Source organism: Acinetobacter sp. WZC-1, assembly GCF_052544965.1.
Window position 1 is genome coordinate 1158439 of sequence record NZ_CP199370.1, and the last position, 13490, is coordinate 1171928.

General features: G+C 46.1%; 11 protein-coding genes. 4 read left to right on the plus strand and 7 right to left on the minus strand.

The genetic code is table 11. The features are described from left to right. Nucleotides 1-205: 205 nt before the first annotated feature. The 3 genes from ACT6PV_RS05230 to lipA all read right to left on the minus strand — a co-directional run bounded on the left by ACT6PV_RS05230 (nt 206) and on the right by lipA (nt 4569). Complete coding sequence (locus ACT6PV_RS05230) at nt 206-595, minus strand: carboxymuconolactone decarboxylase family protein (RefSeq protein ID WP_445115395.1); 390 nt, start codon at nt 593-595, stop codon at nt 206-208. 104 nt (nt 596-699) lie between these two features. Further along, nucleotides 700-3210, minus strand: coding sequence for an acyl-CoA dehydrogenase (locus ACT6PV_RS05235; protein ID WP_445115396.1), 2511 nt, complete (start codon nt 3208-3210; stop codon nt 700-702). 345 nt (nt 3211-3555) lie between these two features. Beyond that, nucleotides 3556-4569, minus strand: coding sequence for a lipoyl synthase (gene lipA / locus ACT6PV_RS05240; protein ID WP_445115397.1), 1014 nt, complete (start codon nt 4567-4569; stop codon nt 3556-3558). Nucleotides 4570-4766: 197 nt separating this feature from the next. On the opposite strand from lipA, the gene sthA reads away from it, so the two are divergent. Next, on the plus strand, nt 4767-6182 hold the full coding sequence (sthA, locus tag ACT6PV_RS05245; RefSeq protein ID WP_445115398.1) for a Si-specific NAD(P)(+) transhydrogenase: 1416 nt from the start codon (nt 4767-4769) through the stop codon (nt 6180-6182). Nucleotides 6183-6283: 101 nt separating this feature from the next. On the opposite strand, the gene ACT6PV_RS05250 is transcribed toward sthA, so the two are convergent. Both ACT6PV_RS05250 and map read right to left on the minus strand, forming a co-directional pair. Then, a complete protein-coding gene (locus ACT6PV_RS05250) occupies nt 6284-7345 on the minus strand; it encodes an OmpW/AlkL family protein (protein ID WP_445115399.1) in 1062 nt (353 codons plus the stop codon). A 332-nt stretch (nt 7346-7677) separates the two neighbouring features. After that, nucleotides 7678-8505 (minus strand): type I methionyl aminopeptidase, encoded by an 828-nt coding sequence (map, locus tag ACT6PV_RS05255; protein WP_445115400.1) that lies wholly within the window; start codon nt 8503-8505, stop codon nt 7678-7680. A gap of 211 nt (nt 8506-8716) precedes the next feature. Between map and rpsB the strand changes: the two genes are divergently transcribed. The 3 genes from rpsB (at nt 8717) to ACT6PV_RS05270 (ending at nt 11209) form a co-directional block, all read left to right on the plus strand. Next, nucleotides 8717-9472, plus strand: coding sequence for a 30S ribosomal protein S2 (rpsB, locus tag ACT6PV_RS05260; protein ID WP_445115401.1), 756 nt, complete (start codon nt 8717-8719; stop codon nt 9470-9472). A gap of 141 nt (nt 9473-9613) precedes the next feature. After that, nucleotides 9614-10489: a translation elongation factor Ts gene (gene tsf / locus ACT6PV_RS05265; RefSeq protein ID WP_445115402.1), complete on the plus strand. Its 876-nt coding sequence runs from the start codon at nt 9614-9616 to the stop codon at nt 10487-10489. Between the two features lie 222 nt (nt 10490-10711). Further along, a complete protein-coding gene (locus ACT6PV_RS05270; RefSeq protein WP_445115403.1) occupies nt 10712-11209 on the plus strand; it encodes a DUF3465 domain-containing protein in 498 nt (165 codons plus the stop codon). Nucleotides 11210-11561: 352 nt separating this feature from the next. Here the strand turns inward: ACT6PV_RS05270 and ACT6PV_RS05275 are convergent, their stop codons facing one another. Both ACT6PV_RS05275 and mltB read right to left on the minus strand, forming a co-directional pair. Further along, entirely contained in the window at nt 11562-12170 is a 609-nt protein-coding gene (locus ACT6PV_RS05275; RefSeq protein ID WP_445115404.1) for a septal ring lytic transglycosylase RlpA family protein, read from the minus strand. Nucleotides 12171-12453: 283 nt separating this feature from the next. Further along, nucleotides 12454-13455 (minus strand): lytic murein transglycosylase B, encoded by a 1002-nt coding sequence (gene mltB, locus ACT6PV_RS05280; protein WP_445115405.1) that lies wholly within the window; start codon nt 13453-13455, stop codon nt 12454-12456. Nucleotides 13456-13490: the final 35 nt, after the last annotated feature.

Consider the following 13490-nt stretch of genomic DNA (forward strand, 5'->3'; position numbering starts at 1 on the left):
TCCAATGTTCTTTGCTGAAAAATAATCTGACTGAAAAATCGGTTGGAGACACGTCCGGCAAGGGACGTGATCTATATTCTTTAAAGTGACTTACCTTGTTCAAAAAGCCCGAATGGAACAAAGCCTGAATATGGAACAGTACAGGAATACAGTGCAGTGCAATATTGCAATGTTCCCGACTGGATCCGGATCATTCTCAGACGGCTTACGATTCGCCTTGCTGATATTCCTGAATCACTTCCAGTGCCGCACGAAAGGCTTCCTGGGTTGCCGGAGCACCACAGTAAGGCAGGCTGTGCAACAGGACTTCCTGAATTTCTTCGATCGTTGCCCCGTTATTGAGTGCACCACGGACATGGCCTTTCAGTTCAGTCGGGCTTTTCTGGGCAATTAAAAATGCAATGGTGATCAGTGAGCGGTATTTAAGCGGTAATACGCCCTCACGTTGCCAGGTTGAGCCCCATGCATGTTCATTAATCCAGTCCTGAAGGGGCTGGGTAAAAGGTACGGTGTTGTCCTGGGCCCGTTTTACAAACTTTTCGCCCATCACCTGAGTGCGGACCTTTAAACCATTTTCATAATCCTGTTGTGACATTTTTCACCCTGTTCAGCTGGTTACACAAATTTGATCTTTATCATACAGTCCATAACAGCATAAAAGCGACAAAAATCAGTCACTTTTATGCCATTCAGGGGCGGTTAAACCGGTGTTGAAGCAGACGTTGCCGATGGTTCAACCGGTGTCTTCTGCTCAGGTAAATGTGGGTTGTCCAATGGCAGCACTTCATTCAGCTGCTGATCGAAGATATCCGTCAGCATGCTGTCATAACGCATGGCGTTATATTCAATCAACTGATCGGCTTCCTGCTGACTGATAAAGGACGTTGCCACGGCATCCTGAACATGTGCCTCAAATGTTAAACCCTTGAACTGATCTTTTGATTCCGCTTTTTTGAACTTGTCCCACAGCGGTTCAACTTTCAGCAGCATCTGGAAGGTGGCTTCCATACGGCCGGTCACATTATCGGGTTCGGTGCTGTAATACACATGGTGTTTCAGCTGATCCCGGAAAGCATTTTCCTGCATGATCAGCTCAGCGGTTTCGATTTTGAGCTGATCCGAAGGTTTAGCAACAGGACGACCGAATGGGAAGCAGATGAGTTTCACCAGCTTTGCGGCCAATGGCATCGGAAAGTTATCATAGAGTCCCATAAAGGCTTCCTGCGCCCGGTACAGGGCATCTTCCAGAGCCAGTCGTGCATGGGTCTGTTCCTGCTCAGTTTTCTGACCATGTTCATAAAATTTAAGAATGGCCGTGGCAATAAACATGTAGCCATGCATGTCGGCCAGTCGCCCGGATAACATTTCCTTGCGTTTAATGTCACCGGCGAGTAGTCCTAAACACATATCCGCCGTCAGGGCAAAATCGGCACTGAGACGATTAATTTTTTTATAATAAGGCGCACTGAAACTGTCTGCATTTTTCGGGGCATCGCCTGAACCACCGGTAAAGCCATAGGCAAAGGCACGCGCTGCGCGATTAAAGGTATAGCCTAAGTGCTGGTATAGCATCTCATTAAAGCGCTGAAGGGCAATGTCTTTATTCTCTGACTGCAACAGTTGTAATTCTTCAAATAAATATGGATGGCAGCGCATGGAACCCTGGCCAAAGATCATCAGGGAACGGCTCAGGATATTGGCACCTTCCACAGTAATGGAGACCGGAATGGCCTGATACATCGGGGCCAGGAAATTCCGTGGACCCTGCTGGACAGCCCGGCCACCGACCACGTCCATGCCGTGGTTGACCAGTCGACGCATGGTTTCAGTGGCATAGTATTTTGCCATGGCGGTCATGACCGCAGGTTTTCCACCCTGATTCAGACCACAGGTCACCAGATAGCGGAAGGCTTCCATCATATAGGCCTGACTGGCAATATCACTGGTGGCTTCCTGCACACCTTCAAATTTGCCGACTGAAATTTTAAATTGCTGACGGATTTTTGCAAATGCACCGACCGTCAGATAGGTCATTTCTGCTGCTGCGGTGGAAAGTGCCGGTAAGGAGATTCCACGTCCCACGGCCAGACATTCCATCAACATGCGCCAGCCTTTACCGGCATTTTCAGGTCCGCCAATAATCCAGTCAATGGGAATAAAGATGTCTTTTCCTTCAATAGTTCCATTCATAAATGGCGCACCGCCGGGATTATGCCGTGGACCAACTTCCACCCCCGGGTGTGAGGCTGGAACCAGCGCACAGGTAATACCATATTCCTGTTTGTCTGCATCGCCCAGTAAGCCATCGGGATCATAAAGCTTAAATGCCAGCCCGATCACTGTTGCTACTGGCGCCAGGGTAATCCAGCGTTTGGAAAAATTCATTTTCAGGCCCAGCACCTGCTGTCCTTCATATTCGCCGTGACAGACCACCCCGGTATCCGGAATCGCTCCGGCGTCTGAACCGGCTTCTGGACTGGTCAGGCCAAAGCATGGCATTTCAGTACCTTTGGCCAGGCCGGGTAAATAACGGTTTTTCTGTTCTTCGGTACCATAGTGCAGTAACAGTTCACCCGGTCCCAGTGAGTTGGGAACCATACAGGTGACCGCAGCGGTCAGTGAGCGTGACGCAATTTTGCTCATGATGCGGCTCTGGGCAAATGAACTGAATTCACGGCCGCCATAGGACTTCGGAATAATTAAACCCAGGAAACCGTTGTCTTTAATAAACTGCCATGCCTCCGGCGGTAAATCCCGGTCGGTATGAATTTGCCATTCATCCAGCATGCTGCATAGTTGTTCGACTTCATGGTCAATAAACGATTGTTCTTCCTGAGACAGTTCTGGATACGGATAGGCCTCAAAGGTGGACCAGTCCGGTGCGCCCATGAATAACTCCTTTTCCCACCAGCTGGTGCCGGCATCCAGTGCTTCTCTTTCGGTGGTACTCATGCTGGGCATGGCATTGGCCAGTGCCTGATAGGCTGGCCGGGTAAACAGCGACATTCGAAGGGAGTCGACTATGACAATTATACTGACTGCAATCAATGGAATGCCCAGCAGCAGTGCCCACGGTGTAATCAATGCTGCAAATACTGCAATAATGATGGTAGCGATCGCCCCGGATGATCGTGGCAGGGCAAAAAAGAAAATTGCCCAGAGTGCAATAATTTGAATAATGATGCTCAATAGAAATAGTAAAAAGCCCATAAAAATCTTACTCCTTTATAACTTTAAATCTGAATTCAGTGAGATAAGACGAATAGAAATCAGCAGTTGAGCGCTGAATTATTTCTATTTCATTGGAAGAATTCTAAAATGAATATGAAGGCTGGCGACAAAAATTCATCTTTATTAGATTTAGCTGGTTTCTGAGCCATTGATCAAGTGTGAAAACACATTGTTTTGTCACAAAAAGTTAACAATATGCGAACATGTGGGGAGCGCGGGAGAGGGTGTGAAGCGGGTGGTTTCAGTCTCAGCAATCGCCTTTATGTGTAAAAGGCGGTTGCTGCACAGGAACCGGTTTAACAGAACAGCAGCGCCAATTGCAGCTCAGGCTTCAATGGCACGCACTGCGATTTTCTTTGCAGGATCAGTTTTGCGGCGCACCGCAGGCACGGGTTCTCCATAATACTGACGGTCTGCAAAATAACTGGAACGGACCATTGGAGCTGCCCAGATATTTTTAAAACCCAGCTGCTGACCATGTGCAGTGTAACGCTCAAATTCTTCGGGGGTCACAAAACGGTCAATGGCTGCATGTTCCTTTGAAGGCTGTAGATACTGGCCGATGGTGATGTAGTCCACATTATGGGCTTTTAAGTCATCGAGCAGGGCAATCACTTCTTCCTCAGTTTCGCCAATACCGACCATCAGCCCGCATTTTGTCGGGATGTCCGGGCAATATTCCTTAAACATTTTCAGTAAATTCAGCGAGTGCTGGTAATCTGAACCTGGCCGCATGGCTTTATAGAGGCGTGGTACGGTTTCAATGTTGTGATTGAAAACATCCGGCGGGCATTCGGTCATAATGCGTAATGCAATATCCATACGGCCACGGAAGTCCGGCACCAGAATTTCAAGCAGGGTGCCGGGGCTTAATTCACGGGCTGCCTTAATACAGTCGACAAAGTGCTGAGCGCCGCCATCCAGCAGATCATCCCGGTCTACCGAGGTAATCACCGCATATTTCAGTTTCAGGTTGGCAATGGTCTCTGCCATATGCCGTGGTTCATCCTGATCCAGTGCATTCGGACGGCCGTGTGCAACGTCACAAAAAGGGCAGCGACGGGTACAGATATCGCCCATGATCATAAAAGTTGCCGTACCGCCGCCAAAGCATTCCGGCAGGTTTGGACAGGCAGCTTCTTCGCAGACGGTGTGTAGTTTCTGGGCACGCAATGTGGTTTTAATGCGCTGCACTTCATCCGGCGCCGCCATTTTAACCCGGATCCAGTCAGGCTTTCGGGGTGTTTCAACCGTAGGAATCACTTTGACAGGTATACGCGCAACTTTTTCTGCACCACGAAGTTTTACACCCTGTTCAGGTTTACGGTTTACTGACATATTTGACTTTTCCACTGTTTTGCCGGGAGAGACTCCTGCATATTATATGCTTAAATGGCCGGCCCCGATATAAAAACACCATTCATATACTAAATGTGGGTATCATTGAATATATGCAGGGGAAATACAGAAATATCGTGGAGATTCAGTCATAATATAGAGAACATAAGACAGATTTTGAGTATCAGGAGCTTTAGATGCCACGTAAAAAAGAAGTCACCGCCGGAAGTTTTGTGAAATACGATGCAGTCGTACTCGGCTCGGGTCCTGCGGGAGAAGGCGCGGCAATGAAGCTTGCAAAATCAGGTCAGCGTGTGGCAATTGTCGATGTGCGTGAACAACTGGGCGGAAATTGTACCCATGTCGGAACGATTCCGAGTAAGGCCCTGCGTCAGACCGTTTCCAGTATTATCCGTTATCAGCGTGACCCGATGTTTCAGAAAGTCGGTGAATGGAAACAGTTCACCATGAAGCAGGTGCTTCGTCATGCACATAAGGTCATTCAGCAACAGGTTGAAACGCATTCCCGTTTTTATGATCGCAACCGGATCAGTGTTTTTCATGGCCGTGCCTATATCCAGGATAAAAACACCGTCATTATTTTCAGTGAAGACGGAGTAAGGGAAACCATCGTATTCAAACAGCTGGTCATTGCCACAGGCAGCCGTCCGTATCGTCCTCAGGGACTGGATTTTAATCATCCCCGCGTTTTTGATTCAGATAAAATTCTGGACCTGGATTTTTCAATCCAGAAAATCATTATTTATGGGGCCGGGGTCATCGGCTGTGAATATGCCTCAATTTTTATCGGACTGGATTATAAGGTCGATCTGATTAATACCCAGCATCAACTGCTCAGCTATCTGGATGATGAAATTGCAGATGCCCTGTCTTATCATCTGCGTGAGCAGGGGGTACTGGTGCGTCATAATGAGCAGATTGATCAACTTGAAACATTTGATGATCATGTGGTGCTGTCTCTGCAGAGCGGTAAAAAAATTAAAGCGGATGCCATCCTGTGGTGTAATGGCCGTTCCGGAAATACAGATGGACTGGGATTGGAAAATGTCGGAATCACGCCGAACAGCCGCGGTCAGTTGACCGTGAATGATCAGTATCAGACAGAAGTGGACAACATCTATGCCGCCGGTGATGTGATTGGCTGGCCATCACTGGCTTCTGCGGCTTATGATCAGGGACGCTGTGCTGGCTCCAACATGGCAGGTGAGCAGGATATCAACCCGGTGAAGGATATTCCGACCGGAATTTATACCATTCCGGAAATTTCATTCTTTGGTAAGACTGAACAGCAGCTCACGGAAGAAAAAATTCCGTATGAGGTGGGGCAGGCGTCTTTTCGGCATCTGGCCCGTGCGCAGATTACCGGGGATACTGTCGGGGAACTGAAAATTTTATTCCACCGCAATACCCTGGAAATTCTGGGTGTCCACTGTTTTGGCAATAATGCTGCGGAAATTATTCACATTGGCCAGGCAGTTATGCAAAGCGGGCACAATACCATTAAGTATTTTGTGGAGACCACCTTTAACTATCCGACGATGGCCGAAGCATACCGTGTTGCCACTTTAAATGGCATAAACCGCTTGTTCTGATGGTTTGTTCTGAAAACCACCGGTGCTAAAAGCGCAATAAAAACAGCCTGTCAAATGACAGGCTGTTTTTATTGCGGAGATGATATTCAGATTATATGTGCTTAAAATCTGTAGCCGATGCCCATATAGGTCATAATTGGATCAATATCAATTTTGGTTTTGGAATGAATCAACTGATTGCCTGTATTATTGTCGATGACCTCAATGGTGCTGTCACCGCCCAGTTTGGCATAGGATACCGAAGCAACTGCAAACCAGTTCGGATTGAAATCATAGGTAAAACCCGCAGTTACCATGGGTGCCCATGCATCTTCTGCCTCCAGTTTCACCCTTGGATCAGCACTGGATGTCTTATTATCCAGTGATTGCCCGGCTTTGTTGTCATGAATATTCTGAATCATGTGGCCTGCGGCAATCAGATCAGATTCAATTCCCGGGTCAAGTTTTAAATCATTAAAATAGGCATACATTACACCAATGCCCAGATAAGGTCTGAATTTATTGACCCCTGATTTACCGAACTGGTATTGTAACTCTATGGCAGGTGTCCAGGCGCGGGCTGATGCAGCTTTACTGGGCCCTGATAAATTAGTGATGGGGATATCCTTATTCAGATCAAGGCCAATACCAGGTGATATCTCATCTCTTCCTCTTAAAGGTGCAAAGACCTGGCCTATTCCTTTAATATCCACTCTGGGTGGAATACCGGCTTTCATTTCAATGGAAAGATGATCAGTGAAATAATAGCTGCCCATCAGTCCAAGTGTATCAACATCCTGTGCTTCCAGGCCAGTACCCTCTGACGTCCAGTCGGAAAGTCCATTAATTGTTGCTGTACCTGTTATCGCTCCAGGAAGGTCATTGGATGGCCATAGCTTAATGAGGTTGTACAGGATGGGATTGGAGCTCTCTACGGCTGAATCCAATACAGCGTTCTTTGAGACATCTCCAACCGTGGATTGTGTACCTTCAGAAACAGAAGTATTGGTTTGTAAAGGATTGCCCTTACCTTGCGGCATGACATGCAGCCAGCCGGCAGAGACAGAAAAACGCTTGAATCCGTCTCCATCTTTCAGACTGAAGTAAGGAGAGTCAGCATGACTTAATGCAGGTACAGCAGATGTGAGTAAGGATGCAGTAAGGCACAATAGGGGCTTGTTCATACGTAAGGGACTCCATGTCCATAGATCCAGCAGATTAATGTTAATTTTTATATGCACCCATTATTAAAATTTTCGGCGCTTTTTGATTGTTGAATTTGACATGACTTTTTTTAAGCAATGTTACAATTCTGACAAATTATTTTCACAACGTAAGGAATATGACAAAATCTGTAACATTGTACAGTTTTGTTACATGGTAATAATGGTTTGTATTTTGTAAATAATAATTTTAAAAACAATGTCTTATATTTTATTTGAATTTTGTTGCGGTAAAAAAAGGTCACCCGGAGTGACCTTTTGAAGTATATATGTATAATTTGGGTCAATGACAATCATTGATTAAAGCGTGACAGGTCCTCTTCCGGGCGTGCAGTCAGCACTTCCAGTCCATTTTTTGTGACTAAAATGGTGTGTTCATACTGAGCAGATAATTTATGATCCCTAGTGACGACCGTCCATTTATCCCCCAGCAGCCGGGTCTGCCACACGCCGGCATTGACCATGGGTTCAATGGTGAAAGTCATGCCTTCCTCCAGCACCATGCCACTGTGTGCCTGACCATAGTGCAGCACCTGAGGTTCGTCATGGAAAACCGTACCAATGCCATGGCCACAGTATTCACGAACCACACTGAAACGTTCGGATTCAACATATTTCTGAATCGCATGGCCAATATCACCAATGGTTGAACCCGGTCTGACTGTTTCCATGCCGCGGTACATAGCTTCCTGGGCAGCTGCACAAAGACGATTTGCCAGAATGGATGTCTCACCGCCGACGATATACATCATATTGGTATCGCCGTGGTAACCCTCTTTAATCACGGTTACATCAATATTCAGGATATCACCTTTTTTCAGAATCTTGCTTTCAGAGGGAATGCCGTGACAGACCACATGATTGACGGAGGTGCAGATGGTGTGCTGAAAAGCCGGACGACCGGGTGCTGCGCCGTAACCCAGACAGGCAGGAACAGCATCCTGGACATTGACAATATAGTCATGACAGATGGTGTCCAGTTCCAGCGTGGTTACTCCAGGCTGGATATGCGGTTTGATCATGTCCAGTACTTCTGCCGCCAGTCGCCCTGCCACACGCATTTTTTCAATTTCATCGGGGGTTTTGATTAATCGACGGGGAGCCTGGTAAATACTGTTCATGATCTTTAAAAACTTTTGGAAATTTATATGTGACTATGGTATAAATAGCCGCCCAATTTATCAAATGCTTTTCGTGACTAAATTCATGAAAAAACTGATAGGGCTTATTTAAAAATCCGCACATATGTCGACACATTCCTCTGGGTGCTCTTAAAAAGGGTGGAGAATGCGGACATATGGAGGCCTAACCCAAGACTTTTAAGGTAAAAAAATGGCAGATTACAACGTAAGTATGCGTGACCTTCTACAGGCAGGTGCGCACTTCGGTCACCAGACACGTTTCTGGAATCCAAAAATGCGTCAATACATCTTTGGTGCCCGCAATAAAATTCATATCATCAACCTGGAGCACACTGTTCCGGCGCTGAATGATGCCCTGAATTTTGTTAACAACCTGGCCACTAAAAAGAACAAAGTACTGTTTGTCGGGACTAAACGCGCTGCTTCCGGAATCATCCGTGAACAGGCTCAGCGTGCCGGCCAGCCGTATGTGGATCATCGCTGGTTGGGTGGTATGCTGACCAACTGGAAAACACTTCGTCAGTCCATTAACCGTTTAAAAGACCTGCAGACTCAGTCTACTGATGGTACTTTTGCCAAGCTGACCAAGCGTGAAGCGCTGGAACGTACCCGTGAAATGGATAAACTTGAACGTGCTTTAGGCGGCGTGAAAAACATGGGCGGTTTACCTGACGCATTATTCATTATCGATGTCGATCATGAAGCGATTGCGATTAAGGAAGCAAAAAACCTGGGTATCCCTGTCATTGGTATCGTGGATACCAATTCTGATCCAGATAACGTGGATTACGTGATTCCGGGCAATGACGATGCGATCCGTGCGGTGACACTGTATACTTCTGCAATGGCTGATGCAATTCTTGCCGGTAAGGAATATGCGCAATCTCAGTCCAATGCTCAGGCTAAGAGTGAGGAAGCTGCTGTTAAGGAAGCGCCAGAGGCTTAATGCGTTTTTGACGCAGGCTTGTCATTTTTGCGACATGTAGTCGTGGCAAATTAAGCGTCAAGAAAGCAAAACGGCCCAGGGAATACTTTGGGCCGTTTTTGTTGAACAGATTCATTTTTCTACCGTATTTAGGAGAACAACATGACTGCAGTTACTGCGAGCATGGTAAAAGAATTACGTGACCGTACTGGTCTTGCAATGATGGAATGTAAAAAAGCCCTGACAGAAGCCAATGGGGATGTTGAACTGGCGATTGACAATCTGCGCAAGTCAGGTCAGGCAAAAGCGGCTAAAAAAGCCGGAAACATTGCTGCCGACGGTGCAATCACCATCGTTCAGGAAGGGAACAAGGCCATTCTGGTTGAAGTCAACTGTCAGACTGACTTCGTTGCCAAAGATGAAAACTTTGCCGGCTTCTCAGCACAGGTTGCTGCTGCTGCACTGGCTGCAAATGAGACAGATGCGGCTAAAATTGCTGAGCTGAAACTGGAAGATGGCGCCACTGTTGAAGAAGCGCGTATTGCACTGGTTCAGAAAATCGGTGAAAACATCCAGGTGCGTCGTGCGAAAATTGTTGAAGGTGAAAACCTTGCAGTTTACAGACACGGTTTAAAAATCGGTGTTGTTGTGGCATACACGGGCTCTGCTGAAACCGGTAAGGGTATTGCAATGCACGTTGCTGCGTTCAACCCGGTTGCTGTAACTGCTGAAGATGTTCCTGCTGACCTGGTTGCAAAAGAGAAGGAAATTGCAGAAGCCAAAGCAATTGAATCTGGTAAGCCTGCAAATATTGTTGAAAAAATGGTTTCTGGTTCAGTTGAAAAATACCTGAACGAAGTTGTGCTTGAGCGTCAGATGTACGTGATTGACAACGACAAAAAAGTTGCTGAAATCTTAAAGGCAACAGCAACAACCATCACTCAGTTTGTCCGTTTTGAAGTGGGTGAAGGGATTGAGAAAAAAGCAGAATTAAGCTTCGCTGAAGAAGTTGCTGCTGCTCAGGCTGCTGCAAAATAATTTTTTGCTGAGTTGCATGAAAGGCTCCCGGTTGTTCTGATCGGGAGCCTTTTTTATTGGCTGATCAGTCCTGGCATGATTTAAAAAAATTAAGCGGTCTCCGCAGAAAAAATGCCAGATAAAGTTCAGCTGACTTTGAGCCATTAACAGCGTAAAAATTTAATCGCCGGGGCAGATATAATTCTCATATAATATTTTTTATCTTATTTGAATTTTTGTTCTATGGCGAATAAAACTACAGTGGGAATTGGGATTGCAGCGGCATTACTGGCGGCGGCATATTTTGGTCTTGATCCCCGTCAGCAGACGACTGATCACTCACAATCTCCGTCTGTTACTGAGCAGGGGCAGGCTTCAGCATCTGCACAATACAATGCAAACCGGAATGGGCTGAAAGTTATCCGGCAGGCTTATGAGCGCCGTGCCAGTAATATGCAGGTCCAGGCCGGTGGAACGGTAAAGGCTGTTTTGCGTGATGACAATGACGGTTCCAGGCATCAGAAGTTTATTCTGTCACTGGAGAATGGCCTGACCGTACTGGTTGCTCATAATATTGATCTGGCACCGAGAATTGATCATCTGCAAAAAGGAGATGTTGTCGAATTTTATGGTGAATATGAATACAGTACTCAGGGTGGTGTCATTCACTGGACGCATCATGATCCACAGGGACAGCATGAAAACGGCTGGCTGAAGCATGAAGGGAAAACTTATGGCTGATGCCGGCTGATTGTAAAAATAAAACAGCGACTCTGTGTTGTACTGACTCATGTCAGGTTGAATATTTGAATGCTTTTTCGAAACTTGCCATCAGGTTGTGGTCTTTTTCTGATGTTTCTCTGCTATTTATGCCGGCGATCATGCAGCTGGATGATAAGGATATTATTCGCGGTAGAGTGGGGTGGCATTCCTGGCTGCTGGATGCGTTTGTAGCGAAGTTATGCTCAGGGAGGCTACCCTGGTGCCTTTTAAGACAAAAAAGCCGGACAATGCGCTGTCAGGTTACACAATGGGAAAAAGAAAAGCCACTCAACAGTGGCTTTTATGTTAAATGCGGAGCGATGTGCAAATTTCAGGAATTTGGTCCATCTACACGTTCAATATTTACTTTTGCTGTACCGGCATTGGTAATGCCTAAACGTTTGGCAGCGCCGTAGGATAAATCAAGTACACGGTTACCATGGAAAGGACCGCGGTCATTTACCTTAACCACAACACTTTTGCCGTTTTCCTTATTGGTCACGCGAATATAACAGTTCAGTGGCAGGCTGCGGTGCGCGGCAGTCATGTCATTCATATTGAATGTTTCACCGCTGGCAGTCTTACGGCCATGAAACTGACGACCATACCAGGAAGCTACACCGGTCTGGCTGAATTTACGTACAGTATTGGATGCAACAGTATTCAGTCTGTCAATGACTGAAGGTTCATCTTCAGGCACTTCGATCTTCGCTGCAATAGTCTGACGACGGACCTGATCACCAGAGCGTTCCGTAATGGCCAGGCTGTTCAGGTTTGAAAAATGTGAATTAAAATTACCTGAATCCTTGCTGATCACACGGGAAGCAAGACTCGAGTTGTCTGACTCATTGTTTAAGTATGATGACTGAACCATTTCAGCATTTGCCGTCATACTTAAACCTATAGTCAGCGCGGTGATATATTTAAGCGAAGCATGCATCGTTTAACTCCTGAAACCCGGGTTTAATTTTTCATAAGTTGCTGAAAATTAAACATAGAGGGCTGTAAATTCACTTACGCAACTGCATTTAACGGTAGCGATAATATTCATGCTGTCATAAAACTGTCTACTAATTTTTGATAAACAGTTACAAAAAGGATTAATCTTTACAGTTTATGGTTAATAAATAATCAATATTGTAACAGGATATTAAATGAGCTGTTTTTGTGACCTTATTTGCAAAAATATTTCTTGACTTTTTTGCATTTGTTAAAATTAATGATTAGCGACTGGTGATTTCTGTACCCAGTAACCACAGGGCAGTCGCATACATTCTGCTTTTGTTGTAGGTGGTAATCACCTGAAAATTAGGATAGGTAATGTAATACACCGGCCCATAACTTTCCTGAAGCTGAATGATATTGACCATATCCAGGTCATCAAATTTTACGATGGGGTTCATCGGGGAAATCCCCTGACGTCTGAGCACACCGTAGGGGGTTGGCTGGGTTAAATCCTTTGCAATAACCGCATCGGGATTATTGCCTGTGTAGCGTGCAGCGAAAGCAATGGGTTGATTGCGTTGCCAGCCATGCTGGGCCAGATAATGTGCAATGGAGCCGATGGCGTCCACCGCAGAGTTGCGCAGGTCAATATGTCCATTACCGTCATAATCGACACCGAACTTAGGAATATTGCTTGGCATGAATTGTGGATAACCGATGGCACCGGCATAGGAGCCGACCACTGAATTTGTCAGTACTCCATCCTTATATGACCAGGCAATTAATGCGGAAAGTTCATCCTGGAAATACTGAGCACGACGTGCATAACCAAAGCCCAGGGTGGCCAGTGCATCCCGGGTAATAAAGGAACCCTTGTTGGCACCAAATCCGGTTTCCACCCCCAGAATGCCCAGGATGATTTCCTTTGGCACCCCATACTGCTGTTCTGCGCGGTTCAGGGTATCTGCATACTGGTTCTTAAACCGGACGCCGCGCTGGATGGTACTTTCAACCAGAAAGTTTGGTTTGTACTGATACCAGGGTTTGCTTTCACCTGGACGGTTCATGATATTAATAATATTGGGTAAATTACGGGCGCCATTCATGGCCTGGTCGACCTGTTCACTGCTCAGGCCATAACTTTGCATGGTTCTGGTTTTAAAGTTGTTATAATCGGGATGGCCTGCAAAATCATTGGCCTGTGAAAAATCTGAAAAAGAAAAAGCAGCTGCACAAAAAGTTAAATTGCGTACTTTCTGAAAAAGCCCATATTTAAACATGTGTTCTATTTTCCTGATAATTTGTGGATTAGGTT